This is a genomic window from Streptomyces sp. NBC_01363, from assembly GCF_026340595.1.
Lineage (GTDB): Bacteria > Actinomycetota > Actinomycetes > Streptomycetales > Streptomycetaceae > Streptomyces.
In genome coordinates, this window is sequence record NZ_JAPEPF010000001.1 from 1,273,232 (window position 1) to 1,298,811 (window position 25,580).

A 25,580-nucleotide genomic window follows, 5' to 3' on the forward strand; every position below is an offset into this window, starting at 1 on the left:
AGCAATCGGCCAACGCTGGCTCGCTTATGACGTGGCACAACGCAGCGAGGCTGGCTCTGATCGGTGGCGAGGAGGCGTTTGCAGTCAAGGATGGGGGCGCTATCGACGTCGAAGTCGCCTCGCGGTACGGCGGGACATCCACCGACCAGTCGCACACAGGGGCGCTCCCATCCGTCGCCGTGGAGAAGCGCCCGACCGGTCAACATCCCTCGCAAGGCGTGGGCGGTGCCACGTCGGCCGCACCGTAGACATGGAAGGAGAGTTGAGGGCGCACGGTCCACTCGATCCAGGCGCCCCGGTGACTCAGCGAGAAGCCGCAGGGTTCGCCGCGATGGAGGGAGCCGATGGCGCCGACGCATCCGCCGCCGTCGACCCAACTCAGCGCCCGATGCCGCTCCATGGGCGGCAGATCAGCGGCCAGCGCCCGCACGTTCAGCCGGATGAAGCGGACGGCCTCGGCGGGGTCGAGGGACATGTGCCGGGACACCTCGGCGATCTCGTCCGCCTCCATCGTGCGGTAGGTGACCCGCTCGCACCAGAACACGCGCGTTGCGGAGGGTACGGGTTGTTGCTCGCGCACGGAATTCCTCCTGGCGCCACATCGGGACCGCCCCGCACCTGCGGCCGGCGTGACGAGCGGCAGGCGCGGGACGACCCTTCGGGAACCCCGTTCAACTGGCGCATAATTGAACAGAGTTGGGCACTCCGGGCATGACTCACCGAGGAGCCGAGCCGACTGGAGGCACCACCCGAAGCTAGCGTTTTAAGCGATCCCGTTTCAAGCGTTTGACGTCTAACGCGTGAGGTGCAGATAGTCGACGTGTGCAGCTCGACCGTCTAATCCAAGCCACCCGGATACGCCAAGGGCGGCCCCCACCTGCGCCGATGGGAACCGCCCGAAGCAAGAGCGCTAGAGATCAGGCCAGATCGTCGAACTCGCCTTCCTTGGCGCCACCGAGGAAGGCACGGAGCTTGGCACGGGTCGTACGGATGACCACGCCCGGGTTGTCACTCTCGCGCATCAGGATCTCGCCACCGTACTCGGCCAGCTCAAGGCAGTTATTGCCATCGGCATTCGATGACTTCGACGACTTTCGCCACTGGATTTCTATTGTTCTCACGCCTTCATACTTGTAGTGCGATGGTACGAATGAAGTCCCGTGTCTTCTCCGGGTCGAGGGAACGCTCTTCGGTCCGACTCAGAGCAACCCGCCAGTTCTCAAGGCTTGTTTCAGCGTCCAGGAACCCCGATCCGGTCGCAGTGTCCGTCTGCGCGGTGTCGAGCTGTGGCACGGGACCGTAGAGGTATTGTGCCGAACTGTTGGCGTGCGGGAAACCGCCCGCCGCGAAGGGGATCGCGCGGATGACGACGTTTTCCCGCTCCGACTGCAGCAGCAGATAGTCGAGTTGACTGCGCGCAATGGCGGAGCCGCCGTAGACCATCCGCAGTGCCGCCTCGTGGACCAGGAACACACACCGGGGCTGATCCACCCGATCGAGCACGTCCCGGCGCTTCAGCCGATGGGAAAGCAAGCGCCGTTGATGCGTCGGGCTGAGCGGCGGGACGGCCTCCGCGAACACGGCCCTCGCGTAGTCCTCGGTCTGGAGCAGCCCAGGAATGTGCATGATCTCGACCGAGCGCAGGCCAGCGGCGTGGTGCTCCAACTCGGCCAGGTCGAGGGCGTCGCTGGTGAGCTCGCCCCGATAATCCTCCCACCAGCCGTTTATGCGCTCTCGCGCCATCTCCGCGAGCGCATCGATGTATGCCTCGTCGGAGCACCCGTAGTGCTCGGCCCATGCACGAACCCGCTCGGTGCTGACACCGAACCGCCCGGATTCGATGTTGCTCACCGTGGTGCGGTCCGTGCTGAGCATCGCACCCGCTTCCGTGAGCGAAAGCCCCGTGCGCTCACGCATCTTGCGCATCTCAGCACCCAGTCGGCGCTGGCGCGCCGTGGGCGCCTTCCTTGATGGCATCGATCTCTCCTCTCCCCGGGTCAGTGTGGCCCGTTACCCATCGAGGCGCACATCGTTCATGACATTACACAGATGCGTCCAACGCGTGAGGCGCATCAGCTATGGTCGCCACACACCGCGCCGCACGCCGGTAGACCCGAAGTGCAGCCGTACACACGCATGTTGACCCGCGTCTGCGTACGGCCATTGCCACGGACGGCAAGCGACGCACCCGTTCGCACCGCACCGCGTTGGGAGAACGACATGACCCACGTCCACGCCACCGCATACTCCACGCCACCGGGCCCACAGTGCGGCGAGATCTATCAGCTCGCCCTGCCGAACACGTCCAGCGCCGCGAAGCTCTCGCGTGACTTCATCGCGTCGCTGCTGACCGTCAGCAGACACTGCGGGTTGGTCGACGACGCGCGTCTGTGCGTCACGGAGGTGGTCACCAACGCCCACCGTCACACGCGTACGTCCCTGATCCGGGTCCGCGTGACCATCCAGCGCAAACTGGTCACCGTCTCCGTAGCGGACGACGAGCACTGGGCCCTGCCCGAGCCACCGGCCTTCCGCGAGGTGAGTGAACAGGAGGGCGGGCGTGGGCTGTTGCTCGTGGAGCGGCTGGCGTTCACCTGGGGGATGACCGTGCTGGGTGGCTGCTTCCCGTACCGGAAGGCGGTCTGGTTCACGCTCTCGCGGGCCGGTTCGGCGCCCTGAACGGGCCGTGGAAACGCGGAAGGGCGGTGGGCCCGCCGGCCCACCGCCCCGCTCACCCGCGTACGGGAGTTAATGGATGACCGTGATCCGGTCCGTCGCCGGCGGGGCCAGCGGTGCGGCGGCCGAGGAGTGGGCCGCCAGGTAGGCGTTGAAGACGTCCAGGTCGGACGGGCCGACCAGCTTGTTCGTGCCCTGGCCGAGGGCCGCGAAGCCGTCGCCGCCGCCTGCCAGGAACTCGTTAATCGCGACGCGGTAGCTCTTGGCGGGGTCGATCGCCTCGCCGTTCAGCTTGATCGTGTCGGTGACCACGCGGGCCGCGCCGGTCTTCGTCATGTCCAGGGTGTAGGTGAGGCCCTTCGAGACCTGGAGGATCTTCGGGCTGGCCTCGTTGGAACCGCTGACCTGCTGCTGGAGCGTCTCGACCAGCTGGGCGCCGGTCAGGTCGACGACGTTCATCATGTTGGTGAAGGGCTGCACGGTGAAGGACTCCCCGTACGTCACCACCCCGTCGGACTTGCCGTCGGGCGACGCGTACACCAGGTCCGCGCGGATACCGCCCGGGTTCATGAGGGCGACGACCGCCCCGCCCTTGTCCGCCGGGGCCAGGCCCTCCAGCTGGGCGTCGGCGATCACGTCACCGAGCGGCTTCTCAAGGGCCTTGGAGCCGCGGCCGACGATGTCGGCGGAGATGTAGCCCTGCGGCTTGTTCGCGATGGGCGCCGCGAGGGCGTTCCAGCGGGCGATCAGGGACTCCATGTCGGAGGCCCTGCGCTGGTCCCGGCTGACGATGTGGTTCGCCGACTTCGGGTTCGAGGCACCGGCCGACTCCACCGACGTACGGACGATGTCCTTGGTGCGGCGGTCGTAGGTGAGGGTCGTGTCCGTGTAGACCTTGCCGAACGACGACGCCGAGGTGACCAGGCGCGGGTTGCCCGCCGGGTCCGGGATCGTGCACACGTACGCCTGGTGGGTGTGGCCCGTGACCAGGGCGTCGACCTTGGGCGTGATGCCCTTGGCGATGTCGGTGATCGGCCCGGAGATGCCGTCACCGGCGCCGGAGCTGTCGCAGTCGTAGTTGTACGAGCTGGAGGCCGGGGCCCCGCCCTCGTGGATCAGCGCGACGATGGACTTGACGCCCTGCCGGTCCAGCTCCTTGGCGTACTTGTTGATCGTCTCGATCTCGTCGTGGAACTTCAGGCCCTTGACGCCGTTGGCCGTGACCACGTTCGGCGTGCCCTCCAGGGTCACCCCGATGAAGCCGATCCTGACGCCGTCCTTCTTCCACACCGTGTACGGCTTGAGGATCGGCTTGCCGGTCTTCTCGCTCGTCACGTTGGCGGCGAGGTAGGGGAAGTCGGCGCCCTTGAACTTCTTGTTCTTCTCGTAGCACCCCTCGACCGGGTGGCAGCCGCCGTTCTGGAGGCGGGCCAGCTCGGTGGCGCCCTCGTCGAACTCGTGGTTGCCGACGCTCGTCACATCGAGGTCGATCTTGTTGAGCGCCTCGATGGTCGGCTCGTCGTGGAAGAGGCCGGACAGCAGCGGGCTCGCGCCCACCATGTCACCACCGGCCGCGGTGATCGAGTACGGGTGGCCCTTGCGCGCGGTGCGCAGCGAGGTCGCGAGGTACTCGATGCCACCGGCCGGAATCTCCTTGGGCGAGCCGTCGGGCTGCGTCTCGAAGACCTTGCCCGCCGTGCCGTCCGGCGGCTCCAGGTTCCCGTGCAGGTCGTTGAAGGACAGCAGCTGTACGTCGACGGTACGGCCCGGCTTGTGGTGCCCGTGCCCGTGTCCATGGCCGTGGCGGTCCTGGGCGCCGGCCGGCATCGCGGCGACAAGCGCGCCGACGGTGGCGAGCCCAGCCGCCGCGGCGAGCACCCGCCGGGGCGCGCGGTTCTTCTGCGGTGTCGCTGACATCGGTCCCCTTGTGAGTTCAGCGGGAGGTTCGAAAGTGGTGACGAGTCTGGAGACTTCGTGCGCAGCCTAGGGTCAACGCGCGTAGCGCGACAGGTATCCCGAGTTACGAACTGGTTGCCATGCGGTGGGTATGGACCCAAACAGCCACAGGTCACTCGTATGGCTCACATATGCGGGCAGAAACGTCCCGGCATGCATGTACGACGCAAGCCTGTACGCCATGGACAACGAACCGGAATCCAAGGCCGTCGTACCTGCCCAGCGGGCGTCCGAACTACCACCGGGCTTCCACGAGATGATCGACGACCTGAAGTCGATCGTGCGGGGCGCGCATGTGCGGGCCCAGCTGAAGGTCAACACCGAGATGCTCCAGATGTACTGGGAGATCGGGCGGACGATCCTGACGCGACAGCGGGAGGAGAAGTGGGGCGCCAAGGTCATCGCCCGCATTGCCGCCGAGTTGAAGGCGGAGTTCCCGACCCAACGGGGATTCAGCACGCGGAGCCTTCAGTACATGCAGCAGATGGCTCGAACATGGCCCGAACGATTTGCGCAACAGGCTGTTGCGCAATTGCCATGGGGCCACATCGTCACCCTCATGACCGCCTGCAAAACCCGCCCTGAACTGAACTTCTACGCCCAGCACGCAGTCCGCAACGGCTGGTCCCGGGACGATCTGACCTCGGCGATCCATCACGCCCTGCACCTCTCCCACGCCGCCGCGCTCAACAACTTCGACGCCGTCATCCCCGAACGGTCCGAGGCCGCGAAGGAGATCATCAAGGACCCGTACCGGCTCGACTTCACCGAACTGGGTGGCAGGCACACGGAGCGGGACCTGGAGGACGCCCTCGTGGCCCACCTCATCAGGTTCCTCACCGAGCTGGGCGTGGGCTTCGCCTTCGTGGGGCGGCAGTACCCCGTGGTCGTGGGTGACAGCGAATACCGCATCGACCTGCTCTTCTACCACTGCAAGCTGCACTGCTACGTCGTGATGGAACTGAAGACCCGAAAAGCTCACCCCGAGCACTTCGGGCAGCTCGGGTTCTATGTGTCCGTGGTCGACGATCTGGTGCGGGACAAGGAGTTCGACGGGCCCACCATCGGCATTCTCATCGCCGAGAGCCGCGACCGGTCGATGGTCGAGTACGCGTTGCGCGGCCACAACCAGCCGCTGGCCGTCAGCACCTACGCCGGTCTGCCCGACCGCGTGCGCGAGCTGCTGCCCAGCGCCGAAGATCTCTCCCGTATCGCCGACGGTGTACTGAACACGCCGCAGACCACGGCCTGAGTCCCGAAGCACCCGCACACCACCCCGGCACCCACCCCGCCCCGTACGCTCGTAGGCATGACGACTGACACACCCCTCCCCGCCCCCGGACGCGAGATCCGGACGCTCGAAGTACTCTCCCCCGAGCAGGCGGAAGCCGTATCCGATCTGCTCGCCGAGGCGGCCCGGTCCGATGGCCGGCAGGCCGTGTCGGAGCAGGGGCGGCTGCAGCTGCGGGGCGGGCGGCGCGAGGGGGTGCGGCATCTGCTGCTGAGCAGCGGCCCGGTCCTGGTCGGGTACGCGCAGCTGGAGGACACCGACCCCGTCGAGGCCCCGGCCGCCGAGCTGGTCGTGCATCCGGCGTACCGCGGGCAGGGACACGGGCGGGCGCTGGGCGCGGCGCTGCTCGCCGCGACCGGGAAGCGGCTGCGGGTGTGGGCGCACGGCGGAAAGTCCGCGGCGCGGCATCTCGCACAGGTCCTCGGCCTCTCGCTCTTCCGTGAACTGCGTCAGCTGCGCCGCCCGTTGACCCCGCTGGACATCGGTGAGCCGGTGCTGCCGCCGGGCGTCACCGTCCGCACCTTCGTGCCCGGTGAGGACGACGCCGCCTGGCTCACGGTGAACAGCGCCGCCTTCGCGCACCACCCGGAGCAGGGTTCGCTGACCCAGCGCGACCTGGACGACCGCAAGGCGGAGCCGTGGTTCGACCCGAAGGGGTTCTTCCTGGCCGAGCGCGACGGCGAGCTGATCGGCTTCCACTGGACGAAGACGCACGCCGAGGAGCAGCTCGGTGAGGTGTACGTCGTCGGCATCCTGCCCGACGCGCAGGGCGGCGGACTCGGCAAGGCGCTCACCGCGATCGGGCTGCGCCATCTGGCCGCCCAGGGGCTGCCGACCGCGATGCTCTACGTGGACGCGGACAACAAGGCGGCGCTGGCCGTCTACGAGCGGATGGGCTTCGTGACGCACGAGGTGGACCTGATGTACCGCACGGAGTCCTGAGGCAAGGGGCTACAAGCACAACTCACCCGGGGGCGGCGTCGCTTGACGCCGCCCCTTCCTTGCGCCACTCTTTCACTACTCAATTAGTGAAAGGGGTGAACATGGCAGAGTCCGCAGCGGTCGAGTACCGCATCGACCGGCGCAGCGGCGTCGCCACGTACCTCCAGATCGTCCAGCAGACCAAGCAGGCGCTCCGCCTCGGCCTGCTGGAGCCCGGCGACCGGCTGCCCACCGCGCGCGAGGTCGTCGAAGCCACCGCGATCAACCCGAACACCGTGCTCAAGGCCTACCGGGAACTGGAGCGCGAGGGCCTGGTCGAGGCCCGGCGCGGGCTCGGCACCTTCGTCACCCGGACCCTCGGCGGCGCGGCGGCCGCCGACGACGCACCGCTGCGCGCCGAACTCGCCGACTGGACCCGCCGGGCCCGCGCGGCCGGGCTGGAGAAGGACGACGTGAGCGCGCTCTTCACCGCCGTACTGGACAGGACTTTCGAGGGGGATCAGGCCGGATGACAGGCGCTGCGATCGAGGCCACCGGCCTCGGAATGAAGTACCGGGGCAGAGGCAGGGGCTGGGCGCTGCGCGACTGCTCCTTCCGGCTGCCCGCCGGGCGGGTGTGCGCCCTCGTCGGGCCCAACGGCGCGGGCAAGTCCACCCTGCTCGCCCTCGCGGCCGGCTTCCTGCGGCCGTCGGAGGGGACGGTACGGGTGCTGGGCGCGGCGCCCGGCCAGGCCCGTGCCCGGATGGCCTTCGTGGCCCAGGACAAGCCGCTGTACCCGCAGTTGACGGTCGCCGCGACGCTCTGGGCGGGCGCCGAGCTGAACCCCGCCACCTGGGACCAGGACACCGCCGAACGCATCGCCGGGGAGCTCCCGCGCGACGCCGCGGTCCGTGCCCTGTCCGGCGGCCAGCGCACCCGGCTCGCTCTGGCCCTCGCGCTGGGCAAGCGGCCCGAACTGCTGCTGCTGGACGAGCCGATGGCCGACCTCGACCCGCTCGCCCGCCACCAGCTGATGGGCGCGCTGATGGCGGAGGCCGCCGAGCACTCCACCACCATCGTGATGTCCTCGCACATCCTCACCGAGCTGGAGGGCGCCTGCGACTACCTCCTGCTCGTCGACGGCGGCCGGGTCCGCCTCGGCGGCGAGACGGAGGACCTCCTCGCCGCGCACACCCTGCTCACCGGTCCGGTACGGGACACCGCACCGCACACCGTCGTCGAGTCCCGCACCGCGGGACGTCTGAAGACCGCACTCGTACGGAGGCAAGGACCCGTGGACACGGACGTCTGGGAAGCCACCGAGCCTTCCCTGGAGGAACTGCTGCTGGCGCATCTGCGGTCGCCGGAGGTCCCGGCGCTGCTGACGCCGAGCGCCGAGGCCGGGCTGGAGGTGGCGGCCGTATGAGCACGATCGCCCTGCGCGGCCCGAACCGCGTCGTCCTGGCTCAGCACCGGCAGGCCCTTCAGCTCCTGGGCGCGCTCCCCCTCCTGGCCGTCGTCGCGCTGGTCGGCACCTGGCTGTGGACCGACCATGTCGCGAACGCCTTCGCCGCGACGGGCTGCTCGGTCCGGCACACCGTGCCCGGCTGTGTCGACACGGTCAACGAATACCTCGACCGCCAGAACTGGATGAAGGATGTCCTCGACTGGTCCGGCCTGCTGATGCTGGTCCTCCCCGCGTTCGTCGGCATCTTCGTGGCCGGCCCGGTGATCGCCCGCGAGATGGAGAGTGGCACATACAAGCTTGCGTGGTCCCAGTCCGTGACACCCACACGCTGGCTCGCCGCCAAACTCGCAGTACCCGCCGTCGCGACGCTGGCCTCCGTCTCCGTGCTGTCGGCCGCCTGCGCCTGGGCGCAGACACGGGAGAACGCGATACACCACCCGTCCGAGCGGTACTCCCGTGAGGTGTACGGCTCAATCGGGACCGTCCCCGTCGGCTACGCCCTGTGCATGCTGGCCCTCGGCGCACTCGCCGGGCTGCTGCTGCGGCGCACCGTCGCCGCGATGGTCGTGACCGTGATCGGATACGGCGCGCTGGTGGTGGCCCTGAACACCGTGCGCAACGGTCTGTGGCCCTCGCTGACGCACACGTTCAAGCCGTTCAGCGAATACCGGTTCCCCGACGGAGCCGTCGACACCGGAGAAGGCTGGGTGACCAGCAGCGGCGAACGGCTGCCCGCCGATGCATGCCTGAGCTGGCACAACGACCTCAAGCAGTGCCTGGCCGACAAGGACATCACCCTCCGCTACCTCGACTACCACCCCGCCTCGCACTTCTGGCCCCTCCAGCTCGTGGAGACCGGCATCCTGCTCGCCCTCGCCGTGCTCGCCGTCGCCGTCGCCTTCCGAGTGCTGCGCCGCCGCCACGGCTGACGTCCGAACGTTCCGGGCCCCTCCCCGGGGCCCGGAAACGGTTCATATGACCAATCCGCGCACGGCACACCGCTTCCTGCACGTCATGTCGCCGTTACCAGCCATTCAGAAGCGCTTGCGACCCTCTCGAAATGCAGCCAGCTGTGCCGACCCCCCGCATCGGGAGAAATCCCGGCGGAGACCGCACGAACGACGTCAACCGTGCGTTCCCCGCGATCTCCGCGCCCTCCGGCGCGCCCCCGGAGCCATCCGCGCGGAACAATAGGGCCATGAGCCAGCAGCCCAGCTCCGAGGTACCGGTCCAGTCCACCGTGCAGCCGTCGGTCGGCTCCCTCGCCGCACACCGGCCGCACGCCGTCGCCGCGTCCAACGGCGCCGCACTGTCGACCGCGGCCGATCTGGATCCCGATATCGACGCCGACGTCGACGCGTACGAACCCGATGTCGACGGCGACGAGCTGCCCCAGGGCCGCTTCCTGGACCGCGAGCGCAGTTGGCTCGCGTTCAACGAACGAGTGCTCGAACTGGCCGAGGACCCGGCTACCCCCCTACTCGAACGGGCTAATTTCCTCGCCATCTTCGCCTCCAACCTGGACGAGTTCTTCATGGTCCGGGTGGCCGGTCTGAAGCGCCGTATCGCCACCGGCGTCGCCACCCGTTCCGCCTCCGGACTCCAGCCCCGCGAGGTCCTGGACCTGATCTGGACCCGCTCGCGCGAACTCATGGCCCGGCACGCCGCCTGCTACCAGCAGGACGTCGCCCCTGCCCTGTCCGACGAGGGCATCCAGCTGATCCGCTGGCCCGAGCTGACCGAGAAGGAACAGGCCCGCCTGTTCACCTTCTTCCGGCAGCGCGTCTTCCCCGTGCTGACCCCCCTCGCCGTCGACCCGGCGCACCCCTTCCCGTACATCTCGGGGCTCTCGCTCAACCTCGCCGTCGTCGTACGCAACCCGGTCAGCGGCCACCGCCACTTCGCCCGGGTCAAGGTGCCGCCGCTGCTGACCCGCTTCCTGGAGGCGTCGCCGCAGCGGTACGTGCCCATAGAGGACATCATCGCCGCCCACCTCGAAGAGCTCTTCCCGGGCATGGAGGTCCTCGCCCACCACATGTTCCGGGTCACCAGGAACGAGGACCTGGAGGTCGAGGAGGACGACGCCGAGAACCTCCTCAAGGCCCTGGAGAAGGAGCTCATGCGGCGCCGCTTCGGCCCGCCGGTCCGCCTGGAGGTCGAGGAGTCCATCGACCCGTACGTGCTGGACCTGCTGGTACGCGAGCTGAAGGTGTCCGACGCCGAGGTCTACCCGCTGCCCGGCCCGCTCGACCTCACCGGACTCTTCGGCATAGCGTCGCTGGACCGGCCCGAGCTGAAGTTCCCCAAGTTCATCGCCGGCACCCACCGCGATCTCGCCGAGGTCGAATCCGCCTCCGCGCCCGACATCTTCGCCGCGCTGCGCGAACGCGACGTGCTCCTGCACCACCCGTACGACTCCTTCTCCACCTCCGTACAGGCCTTCCTGGAGCAGGCCGCCGCCGACCCCGAAGTCCTCGCCATCAAGCAGACCCTGTACCGGACCTCGGGCGAATCCCCGATAGTGGAAGCCCTGGTCGACGCCGCCGAGTCCGGCAAGCAGGTCCTCGTACTCGTGGAGATCAAGGCCCGCTTCGACGAGCAGGCCAACATCAAGTGGGCGCGGAAGCTGGAGGAGTCGGGCTGCCATGTCGTCTACGGTCTCGTCGGCCTCAAGACCCACTGCAAGCTCTCACTCGTCGTCCGGCAGGAGGGCGACACCCTGCGCCGCTACTCCCACGTCGGCACCGGCAACTACCACCCCAAGACGGCCAGGCTCTACGAGGACCTCGGCCTGCTGACCGCGGACCCGCAGGTCGGCGCGGACCTGTCCGACCTCTTCAACCGGCTCTCCGGCTACTCCCGCCGCGAGACCTACCGCCGTCTCCTGGTCGCCCCGAAATCCCTGCGGGACGGGCTGATCTCCCGGATCAACAAGGAGATCACGCACCAGCGGGCCGGGCGGACCGCCTACGTCCGCATCAAGGTCAACTCGATGGTCGACGAGGCGATCGTCGACGCCTGCTACCGGGCCGCGATGGCCGGCGTACCGGTGGACATCTGGGTACGAGGCATCTGCGCGATCCGCCCCGGGGTCGCCGGCCTCTCCGAGAACATCCGGGTCCGCTCGATACTGGGCCGCTTCCTCGAACACTCCCGGGTCTTCGCCTTCGGCAACGGCGGCGAACCCGAGGTGTGGTTCGGCAGCGCCGACATGATGCACCGCAATCTCGACCGCCGGATCGAAGCACTGGTCCGGGTCACCGATCCCGCCCACCGCGCCGCACTCAGCCGTCTCCTGGAGACCGGCATGGCCGACACCACCTCCTCCTGGCACCTCGGTCCCGACGGGAACTGGAACCGGCACGCCACGGACGCGGACGGCCAGCCGCTGCGGCACGTACAGGAAATGCTCATTGACGCCCGGAGGCGCCGGCGTGCGACGCCATGACCACCAGACGACGCAGGCGGACCTTACGGCAGGCGCGGTACTCGCGCCCTACCTTCAGGAACAGGCCGCCGAATTCCTCCGCAGCCTGCGCCTGCACCGCGAGAACAGCGCCCCCACGGACGCCGGAACCCACAAGGCCGAGGAGGCCGCCGGCGCGCTGCGCCGCTCCTCGCGCCGGATCAGCGGCACGCTGCACACCTTCCGGGCGGCGCTGGACGCCACCTGGGCCGAGCAGCTCCGTACCGAACTGGCCTGGCTCTCCGGCACCCTGGCCAGGGAACACGCCTACGCGACCCGGCTGCACCGGCTCCTCGAAGCGCTGCACGCCCTGTCCGGCACCTCGCTGCCCGCCGCCCGCAACGGGGCCGGCTCCGACAGCGCCGCCGACAAGGAACGCGCCGCTCTCGGCGTCGGCGCGGCCCGCGCCGGAGCGCTCCTCGAACGGCAGCTGACCCTCGCCCGGACCCGCGCCCACTCCGCGGCGCTCCAGGCGCTCGGCTCCTCCCGCTTCCACGCGGTGGCCGACGCCGTCGCACTGCTCGCCTCGGAGGTCCCGCTCGCCCCGGCGGCCGCGGCCCCGGCCGAGGAGATGCTGCACCGGCCCGCCGACCGGGCCGAACAGCAGCTGCTCGGCGCGGTGGCGGCGCTCCCGTCCGCCCAGGCGGTCGAGCCGTACAACGAGGCGCAGGACGCGCCCTGGCACCGGACCCGGCTGCTGCTCCGGCTGCACCGGTACGCCCACGAGGTGGTGCGGGGCGCCCCCGACCCGGTCCTGGCCGCGCCGGGCCACGCGCTCGATCTGCACCGGGACGCCTCGGAGGCGGCCGCGGCGGCGGCATCGGCGGCCCGCACGCCCCGCATCGCGCCCGCGACCGCGTACGCCCTGGGGGTGCTCCACGCCGACCAGCGCCATGAGGTGGAGGCGGCCCGCGGCGTGTTCCGGACCTGCTGGCCGTACACCGCCGCGGCCGTGATCGCACCATGAGCGGGGTGGTGGGCGCCCGCGGCGCCAAGCGCGCCGTGAACGGGCCGGTGCTCGCCGCGGGGTGCGTGCTGTGGCGCCGGCCGGAATCCGGCGGGCTGGAGATCTGCCTGGTCCACCGACCCCGTTACGACGACTGGTCGCACCCCAAGGGCAAGCTGAAGCGCGGCGAGCCCGCGCTGGACGCCGCCCGGCGCGAGGTCCTGGAGGAGACCGGCCACCACTGCACCCCCGGCGACCCGCTCCCCACGGTCCGCTATCTCGCGAACGGCCGCCCCAAGGAGGTCGCCTACTGGGCGGCCGAGGCGACCGGCGGCTGCTTCGTGCCCAACGCCGAGGTGGACCGGGTGAACTGGCTCTCTCCGGCGGCGGCCCGTACCCGCCTCACCCAGGACCGTGACCGGGATCTGCTGGACGCCCTGCTCGCGATCCTGCCGAACGCCTGACCGAGGGCCAGAACCGCACCGCCCTGCACGGTTCACCTTCCGTTCACTCTCCCCCGTAGGCCGCTTCACCTGTTCTGCCTAACTTCGGCAGTACACGGTGCGCGGCGCTACGCCGGAGCACCCAACACATCGCACGCCGTCGTAGAACGAAAAGACCTCGGCGGCTCCTGGAAGGAACACCCGAAAAGTGAAGCTTCAGCGCAAGAACCGGCTTCGTGCCACCGCGCTCGGTGCCCTCGCCGTCTCCGGCGCCCTGGTCCTCACGGCGTGCGGTTCGGACGACAACAGCGGCGGCTCCACCGGCGGCAACGGCGGGAAGACGAGCGCGGCGTCGAACATCAAGTGCGACGACGCCAAGGGCCAGCTGCTCGCCTCCGGCTCCAGCGCGCAGAAGAACGCCATGGACCTCTGGGTCAAGAACTACATGGCCGGCTGCTCGGGCGTCGAGGTCAACTACAAGTCGTCCTCCTCCGGCGACGGCATCATCGCCTTCAACCAGGGCACGGTCGGCTTCGCCGGTTCCGACTCGGCGCTGAAGCCCGAAGAGGTCGCCGAGTCGAAGAAGGTCTGCAAGGGCGGCCAGGGCATCAACCTTCCGATGGTCGGCGGCCCGATCGCCATCGGCTTCCACCTGGAAGGTGTCGACAGCCTCACGCTGGACCCCGCCACCCTCGCCAAGATCTTCGACGGCAAGATCAAGAAGTGGAACGACCCGGCGATCGCCAAGCTCAACAGCGGCGCGAAGCTCCCGGACAAGGCCATCCAGGCCTTCCACCGCTCCGACGACTCCGGCACCACCCAGAACCTCGGCAAGTACCTGGGCGCAGCCGCCCCGAGCGACTGGAAGTACGAGGCCGAGAAGAAGTGGCTGGCCCCCGGTGGCCAGGCCGCGTCCAGCTCCGCCGATGTCGCCGCCCAGGTGAAGCAGGTCGACGGCGCGATCGGCTACTTCGAGCTCAGCTACGCCACCTCGCAGTCGATCTCCACCGTCGACATCGACACCGGTGGCGCCGCCCCGGTCAAGGCCACCCCGGAGAACGCCTCCAAGGCCATCGCCGCCGCCAAGATCAAGGGCACCGGCAAGGACCTGGCGCTGGACCTCGACTACACGACCAAGGCCGAGGGCGCCTACCCGATCGTCCTGGTGACGTACGAGGTCGTCTGCGACAAGGGCAACAAGGCCGAGACCCTTCCCACGGTCAAGTCCTTCCTGAACTACACCGCCGGTGACGAGGGCCAGAAGCTCCTCATCGACGCCGGCTACGCGCCGATCCCGACCGAGATCAACGCCAAGGTCCGCGAGACCATCGGCTCCCTCTCGTAACCGGGACGCGCAAGCACCACCAGTAACACCTTCAGCAACACCAGCAACATCCGGCAGACCGGTCCGGTGCACCCCTCCGGACCGGTCCGCCACCACCCATCCGGTGCACCGCCGCCAGGGGAGCCAGACCGCTCCCCCACACAGACCGGAAAGACCATGGCTTCCACCACACCGATAGAAAAGCCGCCGGCAGCGCCGGTGGCGCGCAAGCGCGCCGGGACCAAGTCCGGGCGCGTGGGCGACAAGGTCTTCCTGGGCCTCTCCAGGGGCTCGGGCATCCTGCTGCTCGTGATCATGGCGTCGATCGCCGTGTTCCTGACCTACCGCGCCTCGCTCGCCGTGTCCAAGGACGAAGGCAACTTCCTCACCACCCTGGACTGGAACCCGGCCGGCGACCCGCCGGTCTTCGGCATCGCGGTCCTCCTCTTCGGCACGATCGTCAGCTCGGTCATCGCGATGGCCATCGCCGTCCCGGTCGCTGTCGGTATCGCCCTGTTCATCTCGCACTACGCGCCGCGCAAGCTGGCCGCGCCCCTCGCGTACGTCGTCGACCTGCTCGCCGCAGTGCCGAGCATCGTGTACGGCATCTGGGGCGCCCTCGTCCTGGTCCCGTACCTGGAGGGCACGAACCTCTGGCTCGACCAGTTCTTCGGCTGGACGTACATCTTCGAGAAGACCGAGGTCGGCGTCGCCCGCTCGCTCTTCACCGTCGGCATCCTGCTCGCGATCATGATCCTGCCGATCGTGACCAGCGTCAGCCGCGAAGTCTTCCTCCAGGTCCCGAGGATGAACGAAGAAGCCGCCCTCGCCCTGGGCGCCACCCGCTGGGAGGTCATCCGCCTCTCGGTGATCCCCTTCGGCCGCTCCGGCGTGATCTCCGCCTCGATGCTGGGCCTGGGCCGTGCGCTCGGCGAGACGATGGCCGTGGCCACGGTCCTGTCGCCGAGCTTCCTCATCTCCGGCCATCTGCTCAACCCGGGCGGCGGCACCTTCGCCCAGAACATCGCCGCGAAGTTCGGCGAGGCCGACGAGCTCGGGCGCGACGCCCTGATCGCCTCCGGTCTCGTGCTCTTCATCCTCACTCTGCTGGTCAACGGCGCGGCCCGGCTGATCATCGCCCGCCGCAAGGAATACTCGGGGGCCAACGCATGAGCCAGGCAGCCAACACCGGCATACAGGAACGCCCCACCCCGACGGCGTCCGCCCGCCCGACCAGCCTGAGCAGCCGGGCACTCCCCCGCTGGGCCCCGTTCGCCTTCGCGGCCGTCGCGCTCGTGCTGGGCGTGGGCACCGGCATGGCGGCGGGCTGGCAGAGCCGCACCCAGTGGGGGCTGGTCTCCGCCCTCCTCTTCGTCGTCATCTCGTACATCACGACCTCGGTCGTCGAGAACCGGCGCCAGGCCAAGGACCGGCTCGCCACCAGCGTCGTCTGGGTCTGCTTCCTGCTGGCCGTCGTGCCGCTCGCCTCGCTGCTGTGGACGACGATCAGCCGCGGCGCGGAGCGCCTGGACGGGTACTTCCTGACCCACTCGATGGCCGGCGTGCTCGGCACCGAGGCGACCGGCGGTGTCTACCACGCGCTGATCGGAACGCTGGAGCAGGTCGGCATCGCCACCGTGATCTCCGCCCCGATCGGCATGCTGACCGCCGTCTACCTGGTGGAGTACGGCAAGGGCGCCCTGGCCAAGGCCGTGACCTTCTTCGTCGATGTCATGACGGGCATCCCGTCCATCGTCGCGGGTCTCTTCATCCTGTCGATCATGCTGATGACGAAGACCCAGCCGTCCGGTCTGATGGGTGCGCTGGCGCTCACGATCCTGATGATCCCGGTCGTGGTCCGCTCCACCGAGGAGATGCTCAAGCTCGTCCCGAACGAGCTCCGCGAGGCATCGCTGGCCCTCGGCGTCCCGAAGTGGCGCACGATCCTGAAGGTGGTCCTGCCGACCGCGATCGGCGGCATCACCACCGGTGTGATGCTCGCGATCGCCCGGATCGCCGGTGAGACCGCGCCGATCATGCTGCTGGTCTTCGGCAGCCAGCTGATCAACACCAACCCGTTCCAGGGCGCACAGTCCTCGCTCCCCCTGTACATCTGGGAGCAGTACAGGGTCGGCACCGACCAGTCGTACGACCGCGCCTGGGCCGCCGCGCTGGTCCTGATCGCCTTCGTCATGATCCTCAACCTGGTGGCCCGCGGCATCGCCCGCTGGAAGGCCCCGAAGACCGGCCGCTGACCGCGGCACGAAAGAAGCAGTGATTCAGATGGCCAAGCGCATCGACGTCAGCGGCCTGTCCGCCTACTACGGCTCCCACCTCGCCATCGAGGACATCTCGATGACCGTGGAGCCCCGCTCCGTGACCGCCTTCATCGGCCCGTCCGGCTGTGGCAAGTCCACCTTCCTGCGCACCCTGAACCGCATGCACGAGGTCACCCCCGGTGGCCGCGTCGAGGGCAAGGTGCTGCTGGACGACGAGAACCTGTACGGGGCGAACGTCGACCCGGTCACCGTGCGCCGCACGGTCGGCATGGTCTTCCAGCGCCCGAACCCGTTCCCGACCATGTCGATCTTCGACAACGTCGCCGCGGGCCTCAAGCTGAACGGCTCGTACAAGAAGAGCCAGCTGCCCGACATCGTCGAGAAGTCGCTGCGCGGCGCCAACCTCTGGAACGAGGTCAAGGACCGGCTGAACAAGCCCGGCTCCGGTCTCTCCGGCGGTCAGCAGCAGCGCCTGTGCATCGCCCGCGCGATCGCGGTCGAGCCTGACGTGCTGCTGATGGACGAGCCGTGCTCCGCCCTGGACCCGATCTCCACCCTCGCCATCGAGGACCTGATCGGCGAGCTGAAGGAGCGCTTCACGATCGTCATCGTGACGCACAACATGCAGCAGGCGGCCCGTGTCTCGGACCGCACGGCGTTCTTCAACCTCGCGGCGGTCGGCAAGCCCGGCAAGCTCGTGGAGATCGACGAGACGGAACGCATCTTCTCCAACCCGTCCGTCCAGGCCACCGAGGACTACATCTCGGGACGCTTCGGATAGTCACCGGCCCCGGGCCTGTCCGACCCCGATCCGCCGGACGGGCCCTCGCCCCCAGACGGCCTTGAGGTGCTGCATGGCGGTGCCACCGCAAGGCGAAGGGGCCGCCCCCGCTCCCCGCAGAGGGAGTGGGGGCGGCCCCGTTTCCGTACCGCCGTGATCATGGCCGGCCGTCAGCCGAAGAGCAGAACCACGACTCCGTAGCTCGCGGCGGCGACCAGGCCCGCGGCCGGCATCGTGATGAACCAGCCCAGGATGATGTTCTTGGCGACACCCCACCGCACGGCGTTCACCCGCTTCGTGGCACCCACACCCATGATCGCCGAGGTGATCACATGCGTCGTGGAGATCGGCGCGTGGAACAGGAACGCCGAACCGAACATGATCGACGCGCCCGTCGTCTCCGCCGCGAACCCCTGCGGCGGGTCCAGCTCGATGATCTTCCGGCCGAGCGTCCGCATGATGCGCCAGCCACCCGCGTACGTACCCAGCGAGAGCATCAGGGCGCAGACCAGCTTCACCCAGACCGGGATCGGGTCGCTCGGGCTCTCGACGTCGGCGATGACCAGCGCCATCACCACGATGCCCATCGTCTTCTGCGCGTCCTGCAGACCATGGCCGAGCGCCATGCCCGCGGCCGAGACCGTCTGTGCGATCCGGAAGCCGCGCTTGGCCTTGTGCGGGTTGGACTTCCGGAACATCCACATGATCGCGACCATCACCAGATAGCCGACGACCAGGCCGATGACCGGCGAGACGAACATCGGGATGACGACCTTGTCGAGCACCCCGTCCCAGTGCACCAGCGTCCCGCCGGCGAGCGCCGCGCCGACCATGCCGCCGAACAGGGCGTGCGAGGACGAGGAGGGCAGCCCGAAGTACCAGGTGACGAGGTTCCAGATGATCGCGCCGACGAGCGCGGCGAAGAGGATGCCCATCCCCTTGTGGCCCTCGGGCGTCGCGATCAGACCCTCGCTGACGGTCTTGGCGACACCGCTGCCCAGGAACGCACCCGCGAGGTTCATCACCGCGGCCATCGCCAGCGCCGCGCGGGGCGTGAGTGCGCGGGTGGAGACGGAGGTGGCGATGGCGTTCGCCGAGTCGTGGAAGCCGTTCGTATACGTGAAGCCGAGCGCGACACCGATGGTCACGATCAGCGCAAAGGTGTCCACGTGGTTCAGGACTCCTTGACCGCGATGGTCTCCACCGTGTTGGCGACGTGCTCGAACGCGTCGGCCGCCTCTTCCAGCACGTCCACGATCTGCTTGAGCTTCAGCACCTCTATGGCGTCGTACTTGCCGTTGAAGAGATGGGCGAGCAGTTTGCGGTGGATCTGGTCGGCCTGGTTCTCCAGACGGTTGACCTCGATCCAGTACTCGGTGAGATTGTCCATGGTCCGAAGCCCCGGCATCGCCTCGGCGGTCAGCTCGGCCGCCCTGGCCAGCACCTCGACCTGCTGGGCGACGCCCTTGGGAAGTTCCTCGACCTGATACAGCACGACCAGGTCGACGGCCTCCTCCATGAAGTCCATGATGTCGTCGAGCGAAGAAGCGAGGTTGTAAATGTCCTCGCGGTCGAAGGGCGTAATGAAAGAGGAGTTCAGCTGGTGGAAGATCGCGTGGGTGGCATCGTCCCCCGCGTGCTCCGCTGCCCGCATGCGCTCCGCGATCTCGACTCGGGAGGCAGAATCCGCCCCGAGCAGTTCCATCAGGAGTTTCGAGCCCGTGACGATGTTGTCCGCGGATGCGGAGAACATGTCGTAGAAGCTCGTCTCCCTGGGGGTCAGACGAAAGCGCACGTGGGGTCCTCGGGGTGCTTTGGATTCGGTCAGGCTGATGCTAGGCGCATCATCCGGCCACGGCTAACCGGCGTTCTTCAGTGTCGCGCATCAGGCACAGTGCTCAACACGGGCCCCCGGTCACGTTTCAGCTGAATTCGTTAAGATATACCCACCAGGGGTATATAGACGGCAGGGCAAAGGGAAAACGGGAGGAAGTAATGACCACCACCGAGACCGCCGGGACCACCACCGAGACGGAATCCACCGTCACCGATCACGACCGCGGCATACACGGTTATCACCACCAGAAGGCCGAACACCTCAAGCGGCTGCGCCGGATCGAGGGCCAGATCCGCGGTCTCCAGCGCATGGTCGACGAGGACGTCTACTGCATCGACATACTGACCCAGGTATCGGCGTCCACGAAGGCGCTCCAGTCCTTCGCCCTCCAGCTGCTGGAGGAGCACCTGCGGCACTGCGTCGCGGACGCGGCGGTCAAGGGCGGCGAGGAGATCGACGCCAAGGTCGAGGAAGCCACGAAGGCGATCGCCCGGCTGCTCCGCACCTGATGGCGGGGGTCCTCGGGCCGCGGGCCGCGCTCACCCCCGGTGGTCGCCCTGCCGGGGGACGGTGGTCCGCTCGGTGATCACCCGGACGTTGAGTACCTCGTCGATACGGTCCGCACTGAGCCGTTCCCCGATCGCGGCCGACGCGGCGATCATCAGCTCACCGCAGAGCTCGATCTCGGCGAGGGCCACATGGTCGGATACGGTCCGCGTGCTGAGCGTCACCACGTCACTCACCTCTCACTGCCGTCGCCGGCTTCCTAGCGTAGGGAGCGCACCACGGGCCGCGCATGGCACGGACGGACCATTTCGTCACCGCCGGCATGCCTATGCCTCCGCCCGCACCCGTCCGCCCCCCGGCTATCGCTGTCGGATCTGCCCCGTATAGATGTCGTGGCCCTCCGGAAGCCGTACGGAGACCGGCACCCCGAAGCCGAACAGCAATGTGGTCGACACCACCTCCACCGCCGGCCCCTCGTCGGCGAAGCTGAACCGGTGGCGCACCTTGCGCAGCCGCCCCTGCTCGTCGAGGTACGCGTCGAACGGCACCGTGTCCGTGCTGAACCCTTTCGCTGCCGCCGCCAGCGCCCCGCCCGATCCCGGCGCGGCCTCGCGAGCGGCCAGCCCGATGTCCGCCGTCCCCCGGTAGTGCCGCACGGGGACCCCGGCGAGCACGGTCTTCCCCACGTACGTCACCTGCCGCGCCCCGCGCAGCAGTTCGGCGGCGGCCATCGGATCGGTCACCCCGCCGGTGACGAGATTGCCGTCCTCCAGGGTCGTCGTGTCGACCCTGACCCATTTGTCCTCGGGCACTCCGGCGCCGCGGTTCATCATGTAGAGCGCGCCGGGGGCCAGCAGTTCGGTGATGGGACGGTGCTCCTCCTCACCGGCGGCGTCCTTGGGCAGCACGACCGTGAGCCGGCCCTTCCGGCTGCGGAAGTCGTACGCGCCCCGGCTCCTGATGGTCACCCGCGTCCCGCCCGCCGCGGTCTCCATCGACGTACGCACCTCGGCGGTCCCGGCGGCGTCCCCGGGAGCGGGGGCGGCCACCGCCACCGTTCCGGTCCCGCTCACCGTCCCCGCCAGCACCGCGGCCGCGCGGTGGACCACGTCGAGGGCGTCGGCACCGCCCCGCTCATCGGCCACGGCCCGGTCACCGCCGCCACCGCCGCCCGAACATCCGGCGGTCGCCGCCATCACCCCCACCACGGCAAGGGCGCAGACAGCGCGCGCCCCGCCTCCGGACCTGTGCTGCCGCACCACCATCGCCTGCCAACCCCCAACGCCGTAACGCCTGCCCGAGAGGCCCATCCGTTCCGGATAACGACGCCCCGTGTCCCCCGTCACGCCGCCCCCGTCGGCCACACCGCCGAGTGGCCGTGCCCAGTACCGTGGACGGGTGTATGACCAACGCCCCGACGAGGTCCCGCCGACCGCCCCCGCCCCCGCGTCCGCCGGGCACGAACCCACGACCGTGGAACGCGGCTCCTTCTGCACCGCACGCTGCGCCTGTGGGTGGTTCGGACCGGCCCGCCGCTCCAGAGACCGGGCGCGTACGGACGCCGCGGAGCACCGCGCGGCACCCTGACTCCTCCCCCGGCACGTCCGCCGTCCCCGACTTCTCCGGCTGATCCCCCCGCACCCGGCCTCCGCCCCCACCGTCCGGCCCTTGAGCGCCAAGACTCGGAGATCCGATGAACCTGCCACCCCTGCCCGCCCGGCGCACCCTGCTCACCGCGGGCGCCGCGGCAGCACTCACCGGCGTCACCACCACCGCCTGCAGCGGCACTTCAGGTACTTCCGGCACCTCGGGAAGCACGGGGGGCGCAAAGGCCACAGGGGGCGCGGCGGGCACCGGAAGCACGGGAAGCTCTCCCGCCTCGTCGGCGTCATCGGCCCCGCCGAAGCCCTCCCCCGCCGGGCCGGCGGACTGGTCGGCCCTGGCCAAGAGCCTCGACGGCAGCGTCGTACGGCCCCAGGACGCCTCCTATCCGACCGCCCATCAGCTCTACAACACCCGCTTCGACGGACTGAAACCCGCAGCGGTCGCCTACGTCCGGCACGAGGCGGACATCCGCGAATGCCTGTCCTTCGCCCGCCGCACGGCCACCCCGGTGTCCATCCGCAGCGGCGGACACTCGTACGCGGGCTGGTCGAGCGGGAACGGCCGTCTCGTCCTTGACGTCTCGTCACTGTCCCGCATCGGGGCGAACGGCACGATCGGCGCGGGCGCCAAACTCATCGACGTCTACCAGGGCCTCGCCCGCAGCGGCCTGACGATCCCCGGCGGCTCCTGCCCCACCGTCGGCATCTCCGGCCTCACCCTCGGCGGCGGCCACGGCGTCGCCTCCCGCGCGTACGGCCTGACCTGCGACAGCCTGACCGCGGCGACCATCGTCACGGCCGACGGCAAGACCCTCACCGTGGACGCCAAGCGCCACCCGGACCTCTTCTGGGCGCTGCGCGGTGCGGGCAACGGCAACTTCGGCGTGGTCACCGAGCTGACGTTCCGCACCCGCCGGGCCCCGCAGACCGTCACCGCGTACATGTCGTGGCCGTGGTCACGTGCCCGGTCCGTCGTCTCGGCCTGGCAGGAGTGGGGCCCGTCCCAGCCCGACGAGATCTGGTCCTCCGCACACCTCGCCGCAGGCCCCGGGGGCGGCAACCCGACCGTTTCGGTCGCCGCGTTCAGCCTGGGTACGTACGGCGACCTGCAGAACGCCGTCGACCGCCTCGCCGACCGGATCGGCGCCCCGGCCTCCTCCGTCTCGCTGCGCCGCCGCAGTTACCAGGAGTCGATGCTCGTGTACGCGGGCTGCTCGGGCATCACCGACGCGCAGTGCCATCTGCCGGGGACGACGCCCGGCCGCACCACCCAGGGCACGCTCCAGCGCGAGACGTACGCCGCGGCGTCCGACTTCTACGACCGCTCCCTGTCCCCGGCGGGCGTGCAGGCCCTGCTCGACCGGACCGAGGCCTTCACCCGGATCCCGGTGACGCAGGGCGGCGGTGGCGGCTCCATCGCACTCACGGCGCTCGGCGGGGCGATCAACCGGGTCTCCACGCAGTCGACGGCCTTCGTCCACCGCGGCTCTCGCATGCTCGCCCAGTACATCGGTTCCTGGAACCCCGGCACGGCGGGCGGCGCCCAACAGGACTGGCTGAAAATCACTCATGCGGCGATGCGCCGGCACGCTTCCGGAGCGGCGTACCAGAACTACACCGACCCGACGCTGACCGACTGGCGCCGGGCCTACTACGGCTCGGCGGCCGACCGCCTCACCGATCTGAAGAAGCAGTACGACCCGGAGCGCCTCTTCGCCTTCCCGCAGTCGCTCTGACGGACGGTCGCGGGGCGGGAGGCGAGGCGCGATCGGGGCGCGGGTGCCGTGCGACCGGGGGTGCGGGCCACAAACGCCGCCCCGCACCCGCGCGGCCGGGTCCTACGCGGCCGGGTCCTACGCGGCCAGGTCCTTCTCGCCGTCGCCGCCGCCCGTGCCCGGACGCGGCTCGGGGATTCCGAACGCCCCGGCCCGGCTCCCGGCCGCGGTCACCGGCTCCGGTCGGCGCGACCGTACGAGTCGGCCGAACCGGTCCGAACGCGAGACGGCCGCCGTCAACGGGGTCAGCAGCATCATCGCCAGCGGGGCGAGCAGCAGGGCGATCGCCGTGCCGAGCGCGAATCCGCCGATGACGTCGGTGGGGTAGTGGACACCCATGTAGATCCGGCAGAAGCCCTCCACGAGGGCGAGGGCGATAGCGGCGATGCCGAACTTCCGGTTGGCCACGAAGATCCCGACGGCCAGTGCCATCGCCATCGTGGCGTGGTCGCTCACGAAGGAGAAGTCGTTCTTCCCCGCCACCAAAACATCCAGCCCCTGGTGGTCCTTGAACGGGCGGGGCCGGTGCACGAATCCGCGGATCGGGATGTTGATCAGGAGCGCGATCCCGGCGGCGAGCGGTGCCCAGACGAGCCCGGAGACCGCCGTCACCGAGTCGTCGGTCGTGCCGTGCCGGCGCACGCTCCACCAGCACCACAGGACCACCAGGACCATGCCGAGCATGATTCCGTACTCACCGACGAACTCCATGACCCGGTCGAACCAGGTGGGAGCGGACTTCGCGAGTCCGTTGATGTCGTAGAGCAGGCTGACGTCGGGGTTCGACCCATCCAGTGCGAGTCCAGCCATCTGCTGCGGCCCCTTGCCTTGTCTGCTGCCGCGGGCACACCGGTGTGCACCGCTTTGACGAACCCCCGTGTCGGTTCGATCACTGCGTGGATCACTACTGCGTAAGTCGGTGCCGCGCCGCATGGTCGATGCGCCGTCGTTCCGGTCCACCCAGGGAACGACGTCCCGTGTGTGCGCGTTCCACTCTCCACCGAATGATCACCATGACGTTATCGAAGAGTGACTCATCGTCGCAGCTCAGGGCCCAGGCTTCACGGAGAGTTCCGGCCACCGCCGCCACCGCGTCATGCCGTCGGCAGGGCCGTCGGAAGGGCCGCCGCCCCGTCCTTGGTCACGCGCGTCGCGCCGAAGTAGTCGGGCGCGTCGATCTTGTCGAACCGGATCACGGCCCCGGTGTACGGAGCGTTGATCATGTACCCGCCGCCGACGTAGATCCCCACGTGATGGATGGCCCGCGAGTTGCCCAGGTCGTTCGAGAAGAACACCAGGTCGCCCGGGAGCAGCTCGTCCCGGGAGGGGTGCGGCCCGGCGTTGTACTGATCGTTCGCCACCCGGGGCAGCTCGATGTCCACGGTCCGGTACGCGGCCTGGGTCAGCCCCGAGCAGTCGAACCGCCCGTTCTGCTCGGGCGTGCCGTTGCCGCCCCAGAGATACGGCGTACCGAGCTTCTTCTGTGCGAAGTAGATCGCCCCGGCCGCCTGCTCCGAGGGCTGTACGCGGCCGACGGGCCTGGCGAAGCTCTTCTCCAGGGAGCGGATGATGGTGACGTAGTTCTGCGTCTCCGAAATGTCCGGAACCCCACCGGACCGGATCACCCGGTACGCGCCGGCGTTGTACGCGGCCAGCATGTTGTCCGTCTGATCCCCCGGCACCTTCTTCACATAGCCGGCCAGTTCGCAGTCGTAGGAGGCGGCGGACGGAATCGCGTCGGCCGGATCCCATACGTCCCGGTCGCCGTCCTTGTCCCCGTCGATCCCGTGTCCGGCCCAGGTGCCCGGGATGAACTGGGCGATGCCCTGTGCGGCGGCGGGACTCTCGGCCCGGGGGTTCCAGCCGCTCTCCTGGTACAGCTGGGCGGCCAGCAGGGCCGGGTTGATGGCGGGGCAGAGGTTGCCCCACTTCTGCACCAGCGACTGGTACTTCGCGGGCACGGCCCCCTTGGCCAGCGCAACGGCGCCGCCACCGGACCCGGCGAGTCCGGCGGCGGCGGAGTACGTACCGACGACAAGCAGCGCCACGAAGCACATGGCCATGCCGACACCGATGCCACCGACCACCCAGAATTTCCGCACCCCTCAACCATCCCCCATCGAGGACGCGTTCATGGGCGTTTTCGACGGTGTGTACGAGTCATGCGAGTCATCGGGGGTCATCGACCGGTCATTCCGGCGCACGGGATCACCGGTCCGGTGCACCGGGCACCCGGCCCGGCGCACTCGGTGCACCGGCCGGATCGGCCGGTGCACCGAGTGTCCGTCAAGATGCTCCGGCGGACC

At 69.3% G+C, this 25,580-nt stretch carries 26 protein-coding genes; 16 read left to right on the forward strand and 10 right to left on the reverse strand.

Annotation, left to right across the window (positions count from 1 at the left end):
* Positions 1–199: 199 nt before the first annotated feature.
* The 3 genes from OG611_RS06055 to OG611_RS06065 all read right to left on the reverse strand — a co-directional run bounded on the left by OG611_RS06055 (position 200) and on the right by OG611_RS06065 (position 1,977).
* Entirely contained in the window at positions 200–580 is a 381-nt protein-coding gene (locus tag OG611_RS06055; RefSeq protein WP_266416281.1) for a hypothetical protein, read from the reverse strand.
* A 337-nt stretch (positions 581–917) separates the two neighbouring features.
* Positions 918–1,112: a DUF397 domain-containing protein gene (locus OG611_RS06060; RefSeq protein WP_266425566.1), complete on the reverse strand. Its 195-nt coding sequence runs from the start codon at positions 1,110–1,112 to the stop codon at positions 918–920.
* Between the two features lie 13 nt (positions 1,113–1,125).
* Entirely contained in the window at positions 1,126–1,977 is an 852-nt protein-coding gene (locus OG611_RS06065; protein WP_266416283.1) for a helix-turn-helix transcriptional regulator, read from the reverse strand.
* 243 nt (positions 1,978–2,220) lie between these two features.
* On the opposite strand from OG611_RS06065, the gene OG611_RS06070 reads away from it, so the two are divergent.
* Positions 2,221–2,679 (forward strand): ATP-binding protein, encoded by a 459-nt coding sequence (locus OG611_RS06070; protein ID WP_266416286.1) that lies wholly within the window; start codon positions 2,221–2,223, stop codon positions 2,677–2,679.
* 69 nt (positions 2,680–2,748) lie between these two features.
* On the opposite strand, the gene OG611_RS06075 is transcribed toward OG611_RS06070, so the two are convergent.
* Positions 2,749–4,593, reverse strand: a complete 1,845-nt coding sequence (locus OG611_RS06075; protein WP_266416288.1) for a bifunctional UDP-sugar hydrolase/5'-nucleotidase — start codon at positions 4,591–4,593, stop codon at positions 2,749–2,751.
* A 220-nt stretch (positions 4,594–4,813) separates the two neighbouring features.
* Here OG611_RS06075 and OG611_RS06080 point away from each other — a divergent pair, with 220 nt between their 5' ends.
* The 12 genes from OG611_RS06080 (at position 4,814) to pstB (ending at position 17,551) form a co-directional block, all read left to right on the forward strand.
* Positions 4,814–5,884: a YhcG family protein gene (locus tag OG611_RS06080; RefSeq protein ID WP_266416291.1), complete on the forward strand. Its 1,071-nt coding sequence runs from the start codon at positions 4,814–4,816 to the stop codon at positions 5,882–5,884.
* Positions 5,885–5,941: 57 nt separating this feature from the next.
* Positions 5,942–6,865 (forward strand): mycothiol synthase, encoded by a 924-nt coding sequence (gene mshD, locus OG611_RS06085; RefSeq protein ID WP_266416293.1) that lies wholly within the window; start codon positions 5,942–5,944, stop codon positions 6,863–6,865.
* Between the two features lie 101 nt (positions 6,866–6,966).
* A complete protein-coding gene (locus tag OG611_RS06090) occupies positions 6,967–7,377 on the forward strand; it encodes a GntR family transcriptional regulator (protein WP_266416296.1) in 411 nt (136 codons plus the stop codon).
* On the forward strand, positions 7,374–8,270 hold the full coding sequence (locus OG611_RS06095; protein WP_266416299.1) for an ABC transporter ATP-binding protein: 897 nt from the start codon (positions 7,374–7,376) through the stop codon (positions 8,268–8,270). Before OG611_RS06090 ends, OG611_RS06095 begins: the two co-directional genes overlap by 4 nt.
* Complete coding sequence (locus OG611_RS06100) at positions 8,267–9,241, forward strand: ABC transporter permease subunit (RefSeq protein ID WP_266416302.1); 975 nt, start codon at positions 8,267–8,269, stop codon at positions 9,239–9,241. Before OG611_RS06095 ends, OG611_RS06100 begins: the two co-directional genes overlap by 4 nt.
* Positions 9,242–9,510: 269 nt before the next feature.
* Positions 9,511–11,760, forward strand: a complete 2,250-nt coding sequence (locus OG611_RS06105) for an RNA degradosome polyphosphate kinase (protein WP_266416305.1) — start codon at positions 9,511–9,513, stop codon at positions 11,758–11,760.
* Complete coding sequence (locus tag OG611_RS06110; protein WP_266416307.1) at positions 11,747–12,745, forward strand: CHAD domain-containing protein; 999 nt, start codon at positions 11,747–11,749, stop codon at positions 12,743–12,745. The genes OG611_RS06105 and OG611_RS06110 overlap by 14 nt, the downstream gene beginning before the upstream one ends.
* Before the next feature lie 35 nt (positions 12,746–12,780).
* Positions 12,781–13,188: an NUDIX hydrolase gene (locus tag OG611_RS06115; RefSeq protein ID WP_266425568.1), complete on the forward strand. Its 408-nt coding sequence runs from the start codon at positions 12,781–12,783 to the stop codon at positions 13,186–13,188.
* Between the two features lie 187 nt (positions 13,189–13,375).
* Complete coding sequence (gene pstS, locus OG611_RS06120) at positions 13,376–14,512, forward strand: phosphate ABC transporter substrate-binding protein PstS (protein WP_266416309.1); 1,137 nt, start codon at positions 13,376–13,378, stop codon at positions 14,510–14,512.
* Between the two features lie 156 nt (positions 14,513–14,668).
* Positions 14,669–15,664 (forward strand): phosphate ABC transporter permease subunit PstC, encoded by a 996-nt coding sequence (gene pstC / locus OG611_RS06125; RefSeq protein ID WP_266416312.1) that lies wholly within the window; start codon positions 14,669–14,671, stop codon positions 15,662–15,664.
* Positions 15,661–16,746: a phosphate ABC transporter permease PstA gene (pstA, locus tag OG611_RS06130; protein ID WP_266416314.1), complete on the forward strand. Its 1,086-nt coding sequence runs from the start codon at positions 15,661–15,663 to the stop codon at positions 16,744–16,746. The genes pstC and pstA overlap by 4 nt, the downstream gene beginning before the upstream one ends.
* Before the next feature lie 28 nt (positions 16,747–16,774).
* Entirely contained in the window at positions 16,775–17,551 is a 777-nt protein-coding gene (gene pstB, locus OG611_RS06135) for a phosphate ABC transporter ATP-binding protein PstB (RefSeq protein WP_266416316.1), read from the forward strand.
* Between the two features lie 170 nt (positions 17,552–17,721).
* On the opposite strand, the gene OG611_RS06140 is transcribed toward pstB, so the two are convergent.
* A complete protein-coding gene (locus OG611_RS06140) occupies positions 17,722–18,720 on the reverse strand; it encodes an inorganic phosphate transporter (protein WP_266416318.1) in 999 nt (332 codons plus the stop codon).
* Between the two features lie 5 nt (positions 18,721–18,725).
* Positions 18,726–19,346 carry a DUF47 domain-containing protein gene (locus OG611_RS06145; protein ID WP_266416320.1) on the reverse strand — a complete coding sequence of 207 codons (621 nt, stop codon included), beginning with the start codon at positions 19,344–19,346 and terminating at the stop codon, positions 18,726–18,728.
* Between the two features lie 200 nt (positions 19,347–19,546).
* Here OG611_RS06145 and OG611_RS06150 point away from each other — a divergent pair, with 200 nt between their 5' ends.
* The gene (locus OG611_RS06150) at positions 19,547–19,897 is read left to right on the forward strand and encodes a metal-sensitive transcriptional regulator (protein ID WP_093540204.1); all 351 of its coding nucleotides are present in this window, start codon (positions 19,547–19,549) and stop codon (positions 19,895–19,897) included.
* A 30-nt stretch (positions 19,898–19,927) separates the two neighbouring features.
* On the opposite strand, the gene OG611_RS06155 is transcribed toward OG611_RS06150, so the two are convergent.
* Together OG611_RS06155 and OG611_RS06160 are read right to left on the reverse strand one after the other, a co-directional pair.
* Positions 19,928–20,122, reverse strand: a complete 195-nt coding sequence (locus tag OG611_RS06155; protein WP_266416323.1) for a hypothetical protein — start codon at positions 20,120–20,122, stop codon at positions 19,928–19,930.
* A gap of 132 nt (positions 20,123–20,254) precedes the next feature.
* A complete protein-coding gene (locus OG611_RS06160) occupies positions 20,255–21,160 on the reverse strand; it encodes a hypothetical protein (RefSeq protein WP_266416326.1) in 906 nt (301 codons plus the stop codon).
* A 133-nt stretch (positions 21,161–21,293) separates the two neighbouring features.
* On the opposite strand from OG611_RS06160, the gene OG611_RS06165 reads away from it, so the two are divergent.
* Together OG611_RS06165 and OG611_RS06170 are read left to right on the forward strand one after the other, a co-directional pair.
* Positions 21,294–21,482, forward strand: coding sequence for a hypothetical protein (locus OG611_RS06165; protein ID WP_266416327.1), 189 nt, complete (start codon positions 21,294–21,296; stop codon positions 21,480–21,482).
* 106 nt (positions 21,483–21,588) lie between these two features.
* Positions 21,589–23,235 (forward strand): FAD-binding oxidoreductase, encoded by a 1,647-nt coding sequence (locus tag OG611_RS06170; protein ID WP_266416329.1) that lies wholly within the window; start codon positions 21,589–21,591, stop codon positions 23,233–23,235.
* A gap of 117 nt (positions 23,236–23,352) precedes the next feature.
* Here OG611_RS06170 and OG611_RS06175 read toward each other — a convergent pair whose 3' ends face one another.
* Positions 23,353–24,084: a phosphatase PAP2 family protein gene (locus OG611_RS06175; RefSeq protein ID WP_266416330.1), complete on the reverse strand. Its 732-nt coding sequence runs from the start codon at positions 24,082–24,084 to the stop codon at positions 23,353–23,355.
* A gap of 284 nt (positions 24,085–24,368) precedes the next feature.
* A complete protein-coding gene (locus OG611_RS06180; protein WP_323180255.1) occupies positions 24,369–25,361 on the reverse strand; it encodes a bifunctional lytic transglycosylase/C40 family peptidase in 993 nt (330 codons plus the stop codon).
* Positions 25,362–25,580 lie beyond the last annotated feature (219 nt).